The sequence below is a fragment of the Halorubrum sp. B52 genome, assembly GCF_059752555.1.
On sequence record NZ_MWTG01000009.1, the window covers coordinates 338349 to 356345 of the forward strand.

General features: G+C 71.2%; 19 protein-coding genes. 10 read left to right on the top strand and 9 right to left on the bottom strand.

What is annotated here, in order from left to right; translation table 11 throughout:
• Window positions 1-2: 2 nt before the first annotated feature.
• The 3 genes from B4V04_RS10290 to priS all read right to left on the bottom strand — a co-directional run bounded on the left by B4V04_RS10290 (window position 3) and on the right by priS (window position 3527).
• Window positions 3-1247: an MBL fold metallo-hydrolase gene (locus B4V04_RS10290; RefSeq protein WP_498231362.1), complete on the bottom strand. Its 1245-nt coding sequence runs from the start codon at window positions 1245-1247 to the stop codon at window positions 3-5.
• A gap of 109 nt (window positions 1248-1356) precedes the next feature.
• Window positions 1357-2367, bottom strand: a complete 1011-nt coding sequence (locus B4V04_RS10295; RefSeq protein WP_498231364.1) for a DNA replication complex subunit Gins51 — start codon at window positions 2365-2367, stop codon at window positions 1357-1359.
• Window positions 2364-3527, bottom strand: a complete 1164-nt coding sequence (priS, locus tag B4V04_RS10300) for a DNA primase small subunit PriS (RefSeq protein ID WP_498231366.1) — start codon at window positions 3525-3527, stop codon at window positions 2364-2366. Before priS ends, B4V04_RS10295 begins: the two co-directional genes overlap by 4 nt.
• A gap of 328 nt (window positions 3528-3855) precedes the next feature.
• On the opposite strand from priS, the gene B4V04_RS10305 reads away from it, so the two are divergent.
• The 3 genes from B4V04_RS10305 to B4V04_RS10315 all read left to right on the top strand — a co-directional run bounded on the left by B4V04_RS10305 (window position 3856) and on the right by B4V04_RS10315 (window position 6268).
• Window positions 3856-4002 (top strand): DUF8555 family protein, encoded by a 147-nt coding sequence (locus tag B4V04_RS10305; RefSeq protein ID WP_498231368.1) that lies wholly within the window; start codon window positions 3856-3858, stop codon window positions 4000-4002.
• Window positions 4003-4522: 520 nt separating this feature from the next.
• A complete protein-coding gene (locus B4V04_RS10310) occupies window positions 4523-4798 on the top strand; it encodes a PadR family transcriptional regulator (protein ID WP_123113152.1) in 276 nt (91 codons plus the stop codon).
• Between the two features lie 129 nt (window positions 4799-4927).
• The gene (locus B4V04_RS10315; RefSeq protein WP_498231370.1) at window positions 4928-6268 is read left to right on the top strand and encodes an aminotransferase class III-fold pyridoxal phosphate-dependent enzyme; all 1341 of its coding nucleotides are present in this window, start codon (window positions 4928-4930) and stop codon (window positions 6266-6268) included.
• Window positions 6269-6277: 9 nt separating this feature from the next.
• Here B4V04_RS10315 and B4V04_RS10320 read toward each other — a convergent pair whose 3' ends face one another.
• Entirely contained in the window at window positions 6278-6934 is a 657-nt protein-coding gene (locus tag B4V04_RS10320; protein ID WP_498231371.1) for a non-canonical purine NTP pyrophosphatase, read from the bottom strand.
• Window positions 6935-7061: 127 nt separating this feature from the next.
• Between B4V04_RS10320 and B4V04_RS10325 the strand changes: the two genes are divergently transcribed.
• From B4V04_RS10325 to B4V04_RS10335, 3 genes are all read left to right on the top strand, one after another.
• Entirely contained in the window at window positions 7062-7478 is a 417-nt protein-coding gene (locus B4V04_RS10325; protein WP_498231373.1) for an SHOCT domain-containing protein, read from the top strand.
• A 123-nt stretch (window positions 7479-7601) separates the two neighbouring features.
• The gene (locus tag B4V04_RS10330; protein WP_498231375.1) at window positions 7602-8927 is read left to right on the top strand and encodes a 5'-deoxyadenosine deaminase; all 1326 of its coding nucleotides are present in this window, start codon (window positions 7602-7604) and stop codon (window positions 8925-8927) included.
• A gap of 131 nt (window positions 8928-9058) precedes the next feature.
• Window positions 9059-10123: a DUF4382 domain-containing protein gene (locus B4V04_RS10335; protein WP_498231377.1), complete on the top strand. Its 1065-nt coding sequence runs from the start codon at window positions 9059-9061 to the stop codon at window positions 10121-10123.
• On the opposite strand, the gene B4V04_RS10340 is transcribed toward B4V04_RS10335, so the two are convergent.
• From B4V04_RS10340 to hemC, 4 genes are all read right to left on the bottom strand, one after another.
• Window positions 10124-10525, bottom strand: coding sequence for a hypothetical protein (locus B4V04_RS10340; protein WP_498231379.1), 402 nt, complete (start codon window positions 10523-10525; stop codon window positions 10124-10126).
• A 162-nt stretch (window positions 10526-10687) separates the two neighbouring features.
• Window positions 10688-11524 carry a uroporphyrinogen-III synthase gene (locus B4V04_RS10345; RefSeq protein ID WP_498231380.1) on the bottom strand — a complete coding sequence of 279 codons (837 nt, stop codon included), beginning with the start codon at window positions 11522-11524 and terminating at the stop codon, window positions 10688-10690.
• Window positions 11521-12324: a uroporphyrinogen-III C-methyltransferase gene (gene cobA, locus B4V04_RS10350; RefSeq protein ID WP_498231382.1), complete on the bottom strand. Its 804-nt coding sequence runs from the start codon at window positions 12322-12324 to the stop codon at window positions 11521-11523. Before cobA ends, B4V04_RS10345 begins: the two co-directional genes overlap by 4 nt.
• On the bottom strand, window positions 12317-13504 hold the full coding sequence (gene hemC, locus B4V04_RS10355; RefSeq protein WP_498231383.1) for a hydroxymethylbilane synthase: 1188 nt from the start codon (window positions 13502-13504) through the stop codon (window positions 12317-12319). The genes cobA and hemC overlap by 8 nt, the downstream gene beginning before the upstream one ends.
• A gap of 527 nt (window positions 13505-14031) precedes the next feature.
• On the opposite strand from hemC, the gene B4V04_RS10360 reads away from it, so the two are divergent.
• The 4 genes from B4V04_RS10360 to B4V04_RS10375 all read left to right on the top strand — a co-directional run bounded on the left by B4V04_RS10360 (window position 14032) and on the right by B4V04_RS10375 (window position 17485).
• Complete coding sequence (locus B4V04_RS10360) at window positions 14032-15309, top strand: aminotransferase class V-fold PLP-dependent enzyme (protein ID WP_498231385.1); 1278 nt, start codon at window positions 14032-14034, stop codon at window positions 15307-15309.
• A gap of 405 nt (window positions 15310-15714) precedes the next feature.
• Window positions 15715-16254, top strand: a complete 540-nt coding sequence (locus B4V04_RS10365) for a response regulator (RefSeq protein WP_498231387.1) — start codon at window positions 15715-15717, stop codon at window positions 16252-16254.
• Window positions 16255-16315: 61 nt separating this feature from the next.
• Window positions 16316-16738, top strand: coding sequence for a Fe-S cluster assembly sulfur transfer protein SufU (sufU, locus tag B4V04_RS10370; protein WP_498231389.1), 423 nt, complete (start codon window positions 16316-16318; stop codon window positions 16736-16738).
• Window positions 16739-16846: 108 nt separating this feature from the next.
• Entirely contained in the window at window positions 16847-17485 is a 639-nt protein-coding gene (locus tag B4V04_RS10375; protein WP_498231391.1) for an Sjogren's syndrome/scleroderma autoantigen 1 family protein, read from the top strand.
• A 114-nt stretch (window positions 17486-17599) separates the two neighbouring features.
• On the opposite strand, the gene B4V04_RS10380 is transcribed toward B4V04_RS10375, so the two are convergent.
• Window positions 17600-17890, bottom strand: coding sequence for a hypothetical protein (locus B4V04_RS10380; protein ID WP_498231393.1), 291 nt, complete (start codon window positions 17888-17890; stop codon window positions 17600-17602).
• Window positions 17891-17997: the final 107 nt, after the last annotated feature.

The following is a 17997-nucleotide window of genomic DNA, read 5'->3' on the forward strand; positions in this document are numbered from 1 at the left end:
TTCTACAGTTCGACCCGCTCCCCGATCTCGGGCGCGCTCGCGTCGACCCCGTCCGCGCGGAGGTCCCCGGCGAACGCCTCGCACCGGTCGCCGTGGTTGACCAGCACTTGCGCGCCGCGGTACGAATCCAGGAACGACTCCAGCCCCTCGCGGTCTGCGTGCGCGGAGAAGTCGTACGACTCCACGCGGGCGCTGACCGGGCGCACCTGACCGTTTATCGCCAGCCGCCCGCGCTCTTGGAGCTCGCGGCCCGGCGTCCCCTCGACCTGATACCCCGTCAGCGTCACGAGGTTCGTCGGGCTGCCGCGGATCTCCGGGAGGTACGAGTGGACCGGACCGCCGGCGAGCATCCCCGAGGTGGTGATTATCAGCTCGTTGTCGGCGGCGATCCGCTCGCGCTGGCCGTCGCGGCCGGTGACGAAGCGCGCGGCGCCCGCCGCCCGGCGGAGCGCCTCGGGGTCGCGCAGGAACTCGGGGTGCCGGCGGACGAGCCGCGTCACCTCGGTCCCCATCCCGTCGACGTACGGGGTGAGGTCGTTCGCCTCGGCGACGAGCATCAGCTCCTGCGTCCGCCCGATGGCGAACGCCGGCGCGACGACGGTCCCTCCCTCCCAGATCGTCGTCCGCACGCTCTCGGCCCAGCGGTCCTCAACCGCGCGGCGGTCCTCGTGGGTCACGTCTGCGTACGTCGACTCGCAGATCACGGCGTCGGCGTCGGGCCGCGCCGTCGTCCCCGAGACGAGCCGCTGGTCGTCGGTGTGGAAGTCGCCGGTGTACAGCAGGCGGACGTCTCCATCGTCGACGAGCACGTGCGCCGACCCCGGGATGTGCCCCGCGTCGAACAGCGTCACTTCGTAGTCGGTCCCGCCGGCCTCGACGACGAACGGCTCCCGGTAGCCGTGCCGCTCCTCGACCTCGCCGAGCCGCGCGACGTGTTCCTCCGAGAAGGGACAGAGCGGGCTGTTGCCGTGCAGCTTGAGCGTGTCACGCGCGAGCGTCCGCGTCAGGTCGGCGGTCGGCGGCGTCCAGTGGACCGCGGGCCGCCGATCGCCCTTCAGCAGGGCCGGCACCGCGCCCGCGTGGTCGAGGTGGCCGTGCGAGACGACGACCGCGTCGGGCTCGGGGTCGCGGACCGGGTACCGCGGCGGGTCCGCGGTCAACAGGCCGTAGTCCAAGAGCAGCGCGTCGTCGACGAGGACCGCGCTCCGACCGACCTCGCGGGCGCCGCCGAGGAACTCGACCTCCATTGCCGGTCCGTAGCCGTCCGCGGCGTTAGTGTTCGTCGGTCGCGGCGTCGGCGTGCCGCGCCGCGGCATTAGTGTTCGTCGGTCGCGGCGTCGGCGTCCGTCGACGGGCTCAGTCGAGCCGCTCCGCGGCGTCCCGCTGGACGAGGGGCTCCGCGTTCTCGACGGGGAGGGTCACGACGTCCTCGCTCGCGAGGTCGTACTCCCGCTCGTCGACGCCGAAGATGGCGCCGACGTCGCGGGTGATCCGGACGGTCGTGCGGTCGTCGACGGTCGGGTCGGTTTCGGAGGAGGCGCCGGCGCCGGCGACGCCGTCAGCCGAGTCGGACGAGTCGGCCTCGCCCGCGTCCCCCGGGTCGTCGACCCCCGGTGCGCCGGGCGGTGCGGGCTCGGGCGGGACCGCGGTCGGGCCGCCGTCGGCGGTGGCGCCCTCCGATGCGGCGTCGACGGCGCCGTCGCTCGCGCTGTGCTCCGGCGCGTCGGCCGGCGGCGGTTCGGACGCCCCTCCCGTCTCGCCGGGGGTCGCGTCGAGGGCGTCCGCCACCTCGTCGTCCGCGCCGCCCATGGCGCCGGCGAGCGCGTCGGCGACCTCGTCCGCTCCGCCGTCGGTCGAGTCCGTCCGCCCGGTCGGATCCGCCGGATCCGGAGAATCGGGGTCCGGCGCGGGTACGGACGCGGAAGCGGACGCCGATGCGGAAGCGGCCGTCGACCCGGACGATGACTCGTCTACCGACACCTCGCCGGAGAGCACGTCGAGCACGCTGGATTTGTTCGCCTCGATCCGCTCGACGAGGTCGTCGAACAGCTCCCGCTCCTCGGTCGTCATGCCGTCGGCGTCGACCGGCATGTCGGCCGCCGCGAACGACGCGAGCTTGACGACCTTGCCGACGCGGCGCTCGTACAGCGCTTCGGCGACCTCCTCGGCCGTCTCGACCTCGTCCGAGAGGCGGCGGACGTCGTCGTCGGAGAAGGGCTTGTCGACCTGCTCGGCGCGGCGGTCGCGGGCCGCGCGCAGGTCGGCGACGTAGGCGGCCACGTCGTCGTAGAAGGAGTCCCGCAGGTGCTGGAGGCTGTCCTTGCGGCGTTCCTTCGCCTGGGCCGATCTGAGCTCGTCGAGGTTCATTGTTCGGATGCCTTCCGCGCCTCGCCGCGGGCCATGAGGAAGACCCCGGCGAACTCGGGCACGGTGTTTCTACCGGGTTCAACTCTGACGCGCTCACCGTTTAATTCTACCGTCCGATCCGCGTCGGTCTCGATCCGGATCTCGCGGCCGACGAACCGGTCCGGCACCGCGTCCCGCAGCGGGTCGAAGCCGGCGAGCCCGTCGCGCTCGATCGGCGTGACGACGAGCCCGGAGCCGCCGTGGAGCGTCCCCGGAAGCCGGATGAGCCGCCGCGTGTCGGTGGTCACCGGCTCGTCGATCGGCGCGGTGTCGGTCGCGGCCACGCGCGACGCCAGCGCGGAGACGAGCCGGCGCACGCCCGGGCCGCCGGCCTCGACGTTGCCCTCGCGGACCGCGGTCGGGTTCCGGTCGAACGCGCCGAGGATCGTCTCCGCGCGCCCCTCGCCGATCCCGTCCAGCTCCATCAGGCGCTCGCGGGCCTCGTCCTCGTCCATGTCGCGGAGGTCGTCGGCGTACGCGACGAGCGCCTCGTGGACGCGGGCGCCCCACCCGCCCTCGGTGCGGAGCACGCGCTTCGTCGTGCCGCGCTCGGAGACGGTGCGGATCAGACCCTCGGTGTCGAGGTCGATCGCGCGCACGTAGTCGACGATCTCGCGGCGCGCCTCGCTGTCTAACCCCCGCACGCTCTCGTCGCGGACGTGGACGTGGTAGCCGCGCCCGCCGGAGAAGACGACGGTGAGGTCGTCGAACGCGAAGTCGTCGTCGAGGAAGTCCAGCAGGCGCAGGAGGGCGTCCTTGCACTCCGCGAGCATCTCCGGGTACGAGGTGGTCTCGGGGTCGACCCCCGGGAGGTGGTCGGCGTCGAGGTCGAAGATCAGGTCGGCGGAGAGCCACCCCTTCTTCGACATCGTCGAGGCGCCGGGGTCGTCGTAGCGCGCGGCCGAGAAGTAAGCGTGCCGGGGCGCGTTGTCCGCGAAGAACGTGTCGACGTCGCCCAGGTCGAACAGCGACTGGTGGCGGACCATCGTCGTCCCGGAGCCGGGCGTCCACGGGATGTGGCCCCACTCGCGGAGGTTCGCGTCCGGCGGGAGCGACGGCGAGGCGCGGCGGTAGTAGTCGCCGAACCGCCCCTTCAGGTACTCGCGCGTCCGGTCGTCCATCGTCTCATCGGGTACCGGCGGTCGACGTATCAACGTATCGTTCGCGGGCGACCATTTATAAATAGAACCGCGGCGGTTGCGGAAGGCGCGCGCCGCCGAGCGGCCGTCCTCGGCGGCCGCGAGGTGCGCGCGCGAGGGACGCGGCGACCGGAGGGAGCCGCGAGGCTGGGGAGGCGTGAGGCTGCGGTGCGGTCGCAGTGCGGGGTGGGACTCAAAGGGGCAGCCTCACGGCTGGGGCTTTGGAGGTGTTCGCCGCCGATCCGCATCGCGCCTCGTGTACGTCGTCTTCGGCCCCAACACTATCCCGGCACGCGCCGTAGCCGCGCCCATGCGCTCCGAAGACGAGATCCGGGAGCAGTACGAGTTCCTCTGCGAGGAACTCGACGACGAGGAGATGTCGCACCGCGGCGTCGAGCAGCTGTTCACCCACTACAAGCGCGCGCTCGGCTGGGTGCTAGAGGAGGAGCACATGTGACCCGGGCCGCCCGGCGCGGACCCGCCCACCCGCCTCGACCTCGGTAACGTGTTACGGAGGCTACACCAACAGCGGGCCCTCGTTAGCTTTATCAATTCGAACCCTGTATCAACTGGTGACGCTTCGTCTGGAGGGCCGAAGCGTCAGCGGGGACCAATCGGCCGCTCGACGCGGCTTTTTTCCGCGTCGGGCGCGCCGGCTTTCTGCGTACTCAGACACCGCCACGCTGAGAGCGGTGCGACTGCCACCTTCCGAGTCCGGCGCCCGCCGACCACCGAGTCCAGCGCCCGCCGACTCCGGATCCCAGCGACCGTCCCGATCTCCCGTCGTTCCGGGCCGATCTATCATCTCCCGTGCATTCGATCGAGGGCGCAGTTCGGCCCCGGACCGGCGCATCGTAGTTGCTCGACTGACACGACGGAACCGCAGGTATCGAGAGACTCCGCGGGTCGGAGCGCGGATCGACGTTGTTTATAACGGTATGTTTATTTATTTGGAATAGGAATGTATTGACAGTTGCATGTACGATCTCACGGGTTTTCAGCGTGACTTGCTCTACGTGATCGCCGGTCTGGACGAGCCACACGGACTCGCGATCAAAGAGGAGCTCGAGGACTACTACGAGAAGGAGATCCACCACGGCCGGCTCTACCCCAACCTCGACACGCTCGTCGAGAAGGGCCTCGTCGAGAAGGGCCAGCGGGACCGGCGCACGAACTACTACACGCTGACCCGCCGCGGTCGACGCGAGATCGAGGCCCGGACCGAGTGGGAGACGCAGTACGTCGACCACTAACCGGTCGGGTTCGGCCACGCGGACCCTTCTCTCGTCCGTTTCACCCACCTTCGGGAGCCGCAGTTGGACGTTTCTCCAACGCCGGCCGGATCGCCCTGCATTTATTCCGCCCGCGTGCGTCGCGTCACCATGGATCGCCACACGGCCACCCCCGACGTCACGGACCTCCCGGGCGAGCACGCGCGGGAGTGGGTCGACTACCACCACGAGTCGGCCGCGCCGAGCACGTACGTCTACGAGTTCGTCTGGGACCGCACCGCCCCGGCCGAGGGCCCGTTCTGCACCGACGTCGACGGCAACGTCCTCATGGACTTCACGAGCCACGTCGCCGCCGCGCCGCTCGGGTACAACAACCCGCTGGTCATGGAGCCACTCGCGGAGTTCGACCTGGTCGACCCGTTGAAGATCGCGGGCCAGGACTTCTACGTCGCCGGCGGCGAGTCGCCCGGCGACGGGCTTCCCGGCTCCTCCGGGCTGATGGAGCGGCTCACCGAGGTCACCGCCCACTACGACATGGACACCGTCTTCCTCTCGAACTCCGGGGCGGAGGCGGTCGAGAACGCGATCAAGATCGCGTACGACGACTCCGGCGGCGCGAAGCACGCGATCACGTTCGACGGCGCGTTCCACGGGCGGACGCTCGGCGCGCTCTCGCTCAACCGCTCCAAGGCCGTCTACCGCCGGGAGTTCCCGGAGATCAGCGGCGTCCACGACGTCCCGTTCTGCGACGACCGGACCTGCACCCCGGAGACCTGCTCGTGCGGCTTCTTCGCCGGCGGCGTCTCCCGGCTCCGCGAGAAGCTCGACCCCGATCGCGGGCACGTCGACCCCGACGACGTGGCGTATCTCATCCTGGAGCCGATCCAAGGCGAGGGCGGCTACCGGTTCCCCTCCGAGGCGTTCACCGACGAGGTCGCCGCCCTCGTCGACGAGCACGACATCACGCTGATCGCCGACGAGATCCAGTCCGGCGTCGGGCGGACCGGCGAGCTGTGGGGCTCGGACCACTACGCGCTCGAACCGGACGTGATCTCCAGCGCGAAGGGGCTCCGCGTCGGCGCGACGATCTCCCGCTCGGACGTGTTCCCCGAGGAGAAGAGTCGGCTCTCGTCGACGTGGGGCGCCGGCGACGTGATCGCCTCCGCGCAGGGCGCGCTCACCCTCGACGCGATCCGCGAGCACGACCTGATGGACAACGCCACGGTTCGGGGCCGACAGTTCAAAGAGACGATGCGCGACGCCGACCTCCCGGGCGTCGTCGACGTCCGCGGAAAGGGACTCATGCTCGCCCTCCAGTTCGACTCCAAGGAGCGCCGCGACGCGGTCCTGAAGAACGCGTTCTCCCGCGGCCTGCTCACGCTGGCGTGCGGCCACGACGTGCTCCGGGTCCTCCCGCCGCTCGACGTCACCGAGCGCGAGATCGAGCTCGGCGCCGACCTGCTGACCTCCGCTATCGCCGAGACCGCCTGAGGCGACGACTCACCGGTCCGCGTACCACTCCGCGAACTTCTCTAAGGCGCGGCCGCGGTGCGACACCGCGTTCTTCCGGTCGGTGTCAATCTCGGCGAACGTCTCGCCGTCGTGTTCGAAGATCGGGTCGTAGCCGAAGCCGCCGTCGCCGCGCGGCGCCACGATTCGCCCGGGAACGTACCCCTCGAACAGCTTGACCGGGAGCGCGTCGCCCGCGCCGTCGCCGTCTCCCGCGTCGCCGTCCCGCTCTCCGCCGTCCGGGCCGGCCGCGGCCGCCGCGTCCCGGTCCCCCCGATCGACGGGGTCCGGGCTCGCGGCGAACCCCTCGCCGTCGCAGTAGCCGAGGGTGCAGCGGAACGCGGCGCGACGGTCGTCGAGGCCGGCGGCGACCTCGTGGACGCGCTCGATCCCGAGCGTCTCCTCCACGTACGAGGAGTACGGGCCCGGGAACCCGTCGAGCCCCTCGACGAACAGGCCGGCGTCGTCGACGAGCACCGGCCCGCCGGCGTGACGGTACGCCTCGCGCGCGCCGCGGGCCGCGATCGGCCCCAGCTCGTCGGCCTGGATCTCCGTGTAGTCGAAGTCGAGCCGCTCCACCGAGCCGTCCGGGAGGTAGCGCTCCGCCTCGCGCACCTTCCCGGGGTTCGTCGTCACGTATCTGAGCACGGATCCGGCTGGGGACGGCCGGAACGAATAGCCGTCGGTCGGCGACGGGCGCGCGGACGCGGCGGGCGCGGCGACGATCCGTACGGTCGGCAGTACGTTTTTGTCGATTCGTCGAAATCTCCCGCGTATGCCCCTCCCGACGTCCGAGAAGAAGCGGCTGATCGGACTCGTCGCGGTCCTCTCGTTCGGGCTCACGTCGCTGTTCGCCGTCCTCCTCCCGGAGGTGCTGTCGGCGCTGATCCCCGCCACGTTCATCCTCGGCTTCTTCGTGCTCATCCCGTTGGTGCTGGTGCTCGGCGAGGACTTCCCGCTCGTCGAGTCCGAGGGGGCCGACGGGGAGTCGGCGTCGGCGACCGCGACGACCGAGGACCCGCTGGCGACGCTCCGCGAGCGGTACGCGACCGGCGAGATCGGCGAGGCGGAGTTCGAGCGACGGCTCGACCGGCTGCTGGAGACCGAGGAGCCGGAGGGCCGGATCGGCCCCGACGCCGCGGATCGGCGCGAGTCCCGCGAGCGCCGCGAGCGAGAGACGGAACCGGAGTAGCGGGCGGTGGCGCGCGGCGGTGGCGGTAGCGCGTGCGACGTCTGCGTCGCGGGCCGCCGAACCGAACGCCGCCGGCCCGCGAGGAACACGCTCTTAAGAGACGACCGTCAGGAACGGACGGACATGCTGATCGCCGGAACCGTCATCGCCGACCCCGAGACCGTGATCCCCGACGGCGCGGTCGTCGTCGAGGGCGCGACGATCGCCGCGGTCGGCGACGCCGCCGCCCTCCGCGAGGAGTACCCCGACCGCGAGCGCCGCGAGGTCGACGTCGTCGCGCCCGGGCTGATCGGGGGCCACGTGCACTCGGTGCAGTCGCTCGGCCGGGGGATCGCCGACGACGCCGCCCTCCTCGACTGGCTGTTCGACGCCGTGCTCCCGTTGGAGGCCGCGATGGACGCCGAGGCGACCCGCGCCGCCGCCGAGCTGGGGTACTTGGAGTGCCTCGAGAGCGGGACGACGACCGTCGTCGACCACCTCTCCGTCAACCACGCGGAGCAGGCGTTCGAGGCCGCGATCGACACGGGGATCCGCGCGCGCCTGGGGAAGGTGCTGATGGACCGGGACTCCCCCGACGGACTCATAGAGGACACCGACGCCGCGCTCGCCGAGAGCGAGGCCCTGATCGAGGAGTACCACGGCGCCGCCGACGGCCGGGTCCGGTACGCGGTCACCCCCCGGTTCGCCGTCACCTGCAGCGAGGCGTGCCTGCGGGGCTGCCGCGAGCTCGCCGACCGCCACGACGGCGTGACGATCCACACCCACGCCAGCGAGAACGAAGAGGAGATCGCGACCGTGGAGGCCGACACGGGCAAGCGGAACGTCCTGTGGCTCGACGAGGTCGGGCTCACGGGGCCGGACGTGACCCTCGCGCACTGCGTCCACACGGACGAGCGCGAGCGCGAGGTCCTCGCCGAGACCGACACGGTCGTCACGCATTGCCCCTCCTCGAACATGAAACTCGCCTCCGGGGTCGCCCCGGTCCACGACTACCTCGATCGGGGGATCACGGTCGCGCTCGGCAACGACGGCCCGCCCTGCAACAACACGCTCGACCCCTTCACCGAGATGCGCCAGGCGAGCCTCCTCGGGAAGGTGGACGCCCGCGACCCGACGCGGCTCCCGGCCGAGACCGTGCTGGAGATGGCGACGACGAACGGCGCGCGCGCCGCCGGCTTCGACCGGCTCGGAACCCTCCGCGAGGGCCGGCGCGCCGACGTGATCGGGCTCACCACCGATCGCACGCGCGCCACTCCGGTTCACGACCCGCTCTCGCACCTGGTGTACGCCGCCCACGGCGACGACGTGGTGTTCGCGATGGTGGACGGCGAGGTCCGGTACGCCGACGGCGAGCACGTCGGGACCGACGCCGACGCGGTCCGCGAGCGCGCCGCCCGGGAGGCGGAGCGCGTGGTCGAGGAGGCCGGAATCGACACGGCCGCGACGTAACCCGTCGTTCGGGCGGCCGTCGTCGGGGTCTTCCCGGTGATTCCCGACCGCTGAAAACGGGTTTGATCCGTATTAATTCGGACTGAGGATCTCCGTTATATACCCGTCCGGGGCCCGTTGATCGACTCACCATGACGGACCGACCGCAGACGACTGGCGGCGACAGCTCGCAGGACACCTCGACCGACGGCTTCCGGCGCCGGGAGTTCGTGGCGCTCGGCGCGGGCGCGAGCGCGACGCTGCTCGCCGGCTGTGCCGGCGACGGTGCGCTCCCCTCGTCGGACGGCTCCGACGGCTCCGACGGCTCCGACGGATCGGACGGGTCGGAGACGCTCACCGGCAACTTCCGACTCCTCATCAGCGACGCGCCGGCCGACATCGCCGACTTCGACCGACTGGACGTCACGCTCAGCGAGGCTCGAATCTTCGAGGCGAGCGAGGGAGGGGACGAAGACGACGGAGACGAGGACGGCGAGGACGAGGCGGAGGAGTCCGACGACGAAGACGACGAGACGAATCAGACCGGCAACGAGACCGAGTCGGAGTCCGATTCTCCCAACGGAACCGCCGAGGAGGAAGGCGGAGAGGAGGAAGACGGCGGAGACGACGAGGGCGAGGAGGACGCCGACGAAGAAGACGATGACGGGGACGAGGACGACGAGAGCGAGGACGACCGCGGCTTCACCGTCGTCGACCTCGACGGCGCGACGGTCGACCTCACGCAGGTGATCGAGGAGGACGCGACGGCCGTGTTCGACGGCGAGATCCCGGCGGGGAGCTACGAGAAGATCGAGCTCTCCGTCTCCGCCGTCGAGGGGATCGTCGACGGCGAAGCGGTCGACGTGAAGCTCCCGAGCGAGAAGCTCCAGATCACGAACGGGTTCGAGGTCAACCCGGACGAACCGGTCAGCTTCGTCTTCGACATCAACGTCGTCAAGCGCGGTCCGAACAACGGCTACATCCTCAAGCCCGTGATCTCGGGGAGCGGGGTCGCGGGCCGGGACGTCGACGTCAACGAGATCGACGACGATGACGACGACGATGACGGTGAGGACGAGGACGAAGAGGACGAGAGCGGAAACGAGGCCGACGGATCGGACGACGAGAACGACGGCGCCGCCGGAAACGAGACCGACGACGGCGGAAACGAGACGGACGACGCCGAAAACGAGACCGCGGTCGAAGACGACAGCTAGCTACGACGACGTCTCGACGGAGGGGACGGTCGCCGACTGACGCTTCGCCCAGCGCAGCGCCGGTGCGGTGTCGTTGAACGCCTCGGTGTCGACCCCTTCGACGTCGATAGTCCGCTTGAGGTACCGGCGCTTCGAGCGCTCGCCGACGACCGCGAACCGGTCCACGCCGCGGGCGACGGCGATCTGCGCGGACTCGCGGAGCGCGCGCCGGCCGGCGTCCGAACAGGGGCGGCTCGTCCGCACGACGAGCACGACGGCGTCGACCGCGCGGTCGGCGGTGACGCTCCGCCACCGGTCGAGCAGCGCCTCGCCGTCGGCGGGACTGAGCCCCGTCCCGTGCGGGAACTCGACGACTAACACCTCGTCGTCGGTCCGCAGCGCCCAGCGCTCGCTCGGTTGCATGTCACTAATCCGTACCTGTCGGATGATAAATGCACGGACCTAGTTATCTCGTCTGATAAATCGGTTGCCAGTACGGTCGGCTCGAAACGCCGCGAGGGGTCTCGAAACACCTCTCGAAGATCGGATACCGTTCTGTCAGGAGTCGACTCTCGTCGCTGAGAACTAACGGCTCGATGAGGTGTCGTCGGTCGTCTCGGCGTCCGTGGTCCCCTGACCGTCCGCCGCCGCTGCGACGACCGCCTCGGCGAGCGCCGCGAAGTCGGCGTCGTCCGGGACGACGTCGACGTCGATCCCGTGCTCCGCCGCCGTCTCCGCCGTCGGCGGACCGATGGCGCCGACGACCGCGTCGGCGAGGCCCGCGATCGCCCCGTCGCGGACTCCCCGCTCTTCGGCGGCGTCGAGGAAGTGCGTCACCGTGAGCGACGAGGTGAACGCGGCGGCGTCGAGGTCGCCCGCGGCGGCCAGTTCGGCCGACTCGCCCGCCCCGTCCGGCCGCGTCAGCCGGTACAACACCGTCTCGTTGACCGTCGCGCCCGCCGCGCGGAGGCCCTCCAAGAGCACGTCGCTGCCGTGGTCCGAGCGCGCCACCTCGACGCGTTCGCCGTCGACGCGCCCGGATAGCGCCTCGACGAGCCCCGCCGAGGTGTACTCCTCGGGGACCACGTCGACGGCCCAGCCGGCCTCGCGCGCCGCGGCGGCGGTCGCGGGGCCGATGGCGGCGAGCGTCGCGTCGCCCGGCTCCCAGCCCGCCTCGGCCGCGAGCTCGACGCCGGTCTTGCTCGTGAGCACGACCCAGGGGGCCGCGGCGGGAACCGCGCCGGTCGGCTCGACCGCGAGCATCGGGTCGGCGACCGGCTCGGCGCCGAGCGACTCCAACAGCGCCGCGGCGTCGTCGATTCGCTCGTCGGCCGGGCGGAAGACGGCGACGCGGGGGAAATCGGCGCGCTTGCGCCCCTCGCTCTCGCCGACGCCGTCGACCTCGCTCTCGGCGTCGCTCACGCCTCCTCACCTCTCCGCTCGTCGTTCCGGAGGAACTCGACGACGCGCTCCCGGGTCGCGGCCACGTCACCGATGACGGTGACCGCGGGGGGCTCGATCCCCGCCTCGTCGCGGACGTCGACGATGGTGTCGAGCGTGCCGGTCGCGACCCGCATCTCCGGCCACGTCGCGCGCTCGACCAGCGCGACCGGGGTGTCGCCGGCGAGCCCGGCGTCGCGGAGCTCGGCCGCGTACGCCGGGAGCTTCCCGACGCCCATCAGCACGACGACCGTCCCGCCGGTCGCGGCGAGCGCGTCCCAGTCGACCGCCGACTCCGCCTTCGTCGGGTCCTCGTGGCCCGTGACGAAGGAGACGGAGGAGGCGTGGTCGCGGTGGGTCACCGGGATCCCGGCGACCGCGGGGCCCGCGATCGCCGAGGTGACGCCCGGAACGACCTCGAAGGGGATCCCGGCGTCGGCGAGGTGCTCGGCCTCCTCGCCGCCCCGGCCGAAGACGAACGGGTCGCCGCCCTTGAGTCGGACGACCGACTTCCCCTCGCGCGCCAGCTCGACGAGCCGACGGTTCGTGTACTCCTGCGGGGTCCACTCGCCGCCGGCGCGCTTGCCGACGTCCTCGCGTTTCTCTTCGGGGATCTCGCCGAGGATCTCCGGGCCGGGGAGCTTGTCGTGGAGGACCACGTCGGCCGACTCGATCAGCCGGGCGGCCTTCACGGTCATGAGGTCCGGATCGCCCGGGCCGGAGCCGACGAGGTAGACGGTGCCGAGGTCGGCCTCCTCGCTCGACTGGTCCCCCTCACTCATCGTCCGCCTCTTGTCGGGTTCCCTCGTCCGTCTCCGCCTCCTCGCGGGCGGCCGCGATCAGGTCGGCAGCGCCCCGGTCCGCCAGGTCCGCCGCGAACGACTCGGCCGCCTTCGCGTGCGACCGGATCGGGAGGTCGCGGGTGTCGGCCACCTCCTCGGTGCCGTCCGTCGAGAGCACCCGGACGCGGGTGTGGACGTGCTCGCCCTGCACGAGCGCCGAGACGCCGATGGGGGCGACGCAGCCGCCGTTGAGCTCGCCGAGGATCGTCCGCTCGACGGTGACCGCGACCCGGGTCCGGGGGTGGTCGACCGCGGAGCGCACGTCCTCGATCACGTCGGGGTCGGTCGCGGTCACCGCGATGGCGCCCTGGCCCGCCGCGGGGACGAACTCCTCGCGGGGGAGCCGGGTCGTCGGGACGTCGTGGTAGAGGTCGGAGCGCCGGAGCCCCGCCTCGGCGAGGACGATGGCGTCGTACTCCGTCTCCACCTTCCGCTCCATCGCCGAGCGCTCGAGGTCGGAGAGGGAGTCGAACCACTCCTCGACGGTGGTCTCGAACTCCTCGTCGACCTCGGGGTCGTCGCCCTCGGCGTCTCCCGAGCCGTCTTCCGCGTCGCCCTCGCCGTCAGCGCCACCCCCCTCGGCGGTCATCGCGCTCGCCTCGCCCGAGGCGATCAGCCGGCGCTCGTGTTCCGCCTGGAGGCCGGGCGCGAGCAGCTTCTCGATCCGGGTGTCGACGTTGCCGCGGAGCGGCTCGACGACGAGGTCCGGACGCGTGGCCTTGATCTGCGCCGTCCGCCGGAGCGAGCCGGTCCCCACGACGGCGCCCGAGGGGAGGTCCTCGATCCCGAGCCCGTCGGGGTGGACGAGCACGTCGCCGGAGGGGGCGCGCTCGGGGACGCCGGCGACGACCATGTCGTCCATCCCCTCGGTCGGCACGTCCTTCAGCGAGTGGACGGCGAGGTCGGCGTCGCCGGCGAGCACCTCCTCGTCGAGCGAGCGGACGAAGGCGCCGGTCTTCCCGAGCCGGTGGATCAGCTCGTCGGGGATCTGGTCGCCGCGGGTCTCGACGCGCCGCAGTTCCACGTCGCGTCGGCGGCTCGACAGGGCGTCGCGGACGGTCCCGGCCTGCCGGAGGGCCAGGTCCGACCCGCGCGTGGCGAGCCTGAGGGTCTCGGTCATACCCGACCGGAGGGTCCCCGCGTTCAAAAGGGCATTAGTTCGGGCGTGGCGGCGGAACGCGGGTGGAAGGGGAAGCTCCGACGCGATCTTTTATACCTGTATCTGGCGCGTGCCTCCGAGGCCGCCCCGCGGCCGAGGAACACGCGCGAGGGAGGCGGCGGTCCGGCGCGGCGTCGCCCGCGCCGGGCCGTCCGCCGAGGCTGGGGAGGCGTGAGGCTGCGGTTGCGGTGCGGGTGGGAATCAAAGGGGCAGTCGCGAGGGCGAAGCCCACCGACGCAAGGACCGCAGGGAGCGAGCAACGCGAGCGACTGAGGACCGCAGCGAGGTGCGCGAGCCCTCGCGGCTGGGGCTTTGGCGGTGTTCGTGGCATCGTCGACAGCAACGACGTATCGCCGAGCGGCTGGGGCTTCGGAGGTGTTCGTCGCACCGCCGACGGCAACGATTTATAAGTGTCAGTACCGCTCCGAGCTATCAGCAACACCTACCGAACCGAAGACGTGTTAGTCCTCGGGGCCCAACTCGGCGTAATGGGAGTTCAGGAGCAGTACCCGTTCGACGTGGAGGCGCTCCGGACCGACTTCCCCGTCCTCGACCGGAAGGTCGGCGGGGACCCGGAGTCGCCTGGGGAGGGACCGGGCGACGACACGCCGCTCGTCTACCTCGACAACGCGGCGACGTCGCACACGCCCGACCCGGTCGTCGACGCGATTTCCGACTACTACCGGAGCTACAACTCCAACGTCCACCGCGGGATCCACCAGCTGAGCCAGGAGGCGTCGGTCGCCTACGAGGAGGCCCACGACACCGTCGCCGACTTCGTCGGCGCCGCGGGCCGCGAGGAGATCGTCTTCACGAAGAACACGACGGAGGCGATGAACCTCGTCGCGTACGCGTGGGGCCTCGAGGAGCTCGGTCCCGGGGACAACGTCGTCCTCACCGAGATGGAGCACCACGCCTCGCTCGTCACCTGGCAGCAGATCGGCAAGCGGACCGGCGCCGACGTGCGGTTCGTCGACGTCACCGACGAGGGGCGGCTCGACATGGCCGACGCCGCGGATCTCATCGACGACGACACGGAGATGGTGTCGGCCGTCCACGTCTCGAACACGCTCGGCACGATCAACCCGATCGGCGAGCTGGCCGACCTCGCGCACGAGCACGACGCGTACGTCTTCGCCGACGGCGCGCAGTCGGTGCCGAACCGCGCGGTCGACGTGAGAGAACTCGGCGTCGACTTCTTCGCCTTCTCCGCGCACAAGATGTGCGGCCCGACCGGGATCGGCGCGCTGTACGGCCGCGAGGAGCTCCTCGACTCCATGCAGCCGTACCTCTACGGCGGCGACATGATCCGGCGGGTCTCCTTCGAGGACTCCACGTGGGAGGACCTGCCGTGGAAGTTCGAGGCCGGCACGCCCTCGATCGCGCAGGGGATCGGCTTCGCGGCCGCGATCGAGTACCTCGAGGAGATCGGGATGGACCGGGTCGAGGCCCACGAGGACCTGCTCGCGGAGTACGCCTACGACGAGCTGTCGGCGCTCGGAGGCGTCGAGATCTACGGCCCGCCGGGCGACGACCGCGGCGGGCTCGTCGCGTTCAACGTCGAGGGCGTCCACGCGCACGACCTCTCCAGCATCCTCAACGACTACGGGATCGCGATCCGCGCCGGCGACCACTGCACGCAGCCGCTCCACGACGAGATGGGCGTCGCCGCCTCGGCGCGCGCCTCCTTCTACCTCTACAACACCGTGGAGGAGATCGACGCCCTCGTCGAGGCCGTCGGCGAGGCGCGCGACCTGTTCGCCTGACGCCGGCCTCGCGCGCCGGAGATCGAGGTCCGCGCCGCGTGTTCCCCGCTCCACGTCCCCAGAGGCATCGCGCCGAAACCGTCTGACCGGGCCGCGTTCGACCGTCCGCCACCCCGTCGCCGGAGCGTTCGCGGGAGCGGTCGGTGACCGGTTATAACCGAACGCGACACGCGACGATAAAACGGGCTTAATCCGGGACAAACCGGACTGAGCGTCTTCCAGTTATACGTGTACGAGGCGCGTTCGCCGAGCCACCGTGACCGATCTCTCGCTCGGCGGCGACCGCTCTCGGGACGCCCGCGCCGGCGGCTTACGACGCCCGGAGTTCGCGGCGCTCGGCGAGGGCGTGGCCGCGACGAGGACCGTCACGAACGGCCGACCATTTCGCGTCGATATCTCCTGCTCATGACAGATTCCACACGAACTCCGACCGCGTCCGATGCGCAGCCAGACACGCACACCGCCAGCGGCGGCGATCCGGCGGAAGGCGGGGACCCCGTCGTCCTGCTTCACGTCGAGCCGGACGCGCACTCCGCGGAGCTGCTGGCGGCCTTTGCGGAGCGGTTCGTCGACGGGTTCGCGGTCCGGTCGGTCGAGGGGATGGGGGCGGCGCTGGAGGCGCTCGGCGCGGCCGACTGCGTCGTGACCGAGCAGCGGCTCCCGGACGGCTCCGGCGTCGAACTGGTCGAACGGCTCCGGGAGCGGGGCAGCGGCGTGCCGGTCGCGTTTCACACCACCTGGCGCGAGAGCGAGGCGGAAGCGCGGGCGCTCGAGGCCGGCGCGGACGCCTACTTCTCGAAGCGGTCGGAACGCGGCCAGTACGACCGTCTCCTCGAACGACTCCGCGGACTCGTCGGCGGCGACGCCCGGAGCTCCCGCACGGCGACGACGGTCTCACCGGACGGACCTGGGGCGGCCGCGGGAGCGCCTCCCTCGGAGGAGTAGTCGGTCGTTCGTCGCGACCGACGGAACCCTTTTGACCCGCACCGGCCTACCACAGAGCGATATGGGACTGGGCTCGGACATGTATCGGCAGCAGATCCTCGACCACTACAAGAACCCGCGCAACTACGGGGAGCTCGAGGAGCCGGACTTCACGCACGTCGGCGAGAACCCCTCCTGCGGCGACACGATCCGGATGGACGTCGACCTCGACGAGGCGGGCGAGACGATCGAGGCGGTGCGGTTCACCGGCGACGGCTGCGCCATCTCGATGGCCTCCGCGAGCATGCTCTCGGAGCGACTCCACGGGATGGCGGTCGAAGAGCTCCACGAGATGGACACCGACGACGTCACGGAGATGCTCGGCGTCGACATCTCCCCGATGCGGGTGAAGTGCGCGGTGCTCGGCCGGCAGGTCGCGCAGGACGGCTCGAAGATCCACCGCGGCGAGCTCGACGCGGACGACCGCACGATCACCGAGGAGTAGCCGTCGCGCCGTGACGGGACCGCAACGCCGCGGCGGCGACGGTCGCCCTCGGCGCGCGGGCGTCCCGAGCCCACCGGACTTTTGCTCGTCAACCACGTTCGTCCGCGTATGAGCGACGGGTTCGACAAGGAGGCCGAACGGGAGAAGCTCCGCGAGAAGCTCGCGGACGACGAGGAGAAGCGCGAGCACACCCAGCGGATGTCGGAGCTCCTCTTGCAGGGAGCGACGATGACGAACCGCCACTGCGACGACTGCGGCGACCCGATTTTCCGGAAGGACGGACAGGAGTTCTGTCCGACCTGCCACACGGTCGACGCCGCGGACGTCGAGGGAGACGACTCGGCCGCGGGCAACTCGGCCGCGAACAATTCGACCGAGAGCGCGTCCGGGGACGCCCGCGCGAACGCGGTCGACCGATCGCCGACACCGCCGACGGACGGAGCGCAGTCCCCGGCGACCGGCGCGAACGGGGCGGCCGAGCCGCGGCGGCCCGACCGGGAGTCGGCCGGGACGCCCCCGGAGCCGTCGACCGAGGCGTCCGCTCCGACCGCCGGCGCGTCCGAGGGGGATTCCGCGGCGACGACGGCCGCCGGGTCCGGGAGCGTCGCCGACGCGCGCGCGTCGCTGATCCGGACGCTCAACCAGTTCGCCGACGCCGCCGAGGAGACGGACGACCCTCGACGAGCGCGCGATCACCTGCAGGCGGCCCGCGAGGCGGCCGAGGCGCTCGCGGCGCTCGACCGGTAGCGGACGACGCGAGAGAACGGCGCGGTCCGAACGATGAGACGAGAGCGGACGCGCGCGAAAAAGCCGCCGAGAGATTCGCAGGACCGCAGATAACCGATTATTTCGGGCTCGGAGTCAGGCGCCCGTCGCCTGCCCGGCCGGCTCCATCTCCTCCCAGCTCGGGCGCCGGTCGCTCAACAGGGACCGGACGATCCGAACGACGGCGTCGGTCCCGCCGCAGCAGTCGACCTCGCCGCGCTCGACGCTCCGGACGAACCGGTCCAGGTCCTCCAGCGTTACCGCTCCGGACGCGACGGCGCCGGTGATCGTCTCCGTTTCGCTCTCCATCGTCCGCACCAGATCGGTCGGTGCGGTCGAACCGTGTTGGTCGACGCGCGATGCGACAACGGGCTTCTTTGCGGCCATGTCGATTATTACTACAGGACGAGTTAATATATTACTACCGGTAGGTGACGGTTTTCTTTAATGAAATTTTGTTGAGGTATCTATCGTCGCGCCGCTCACCGGATTTC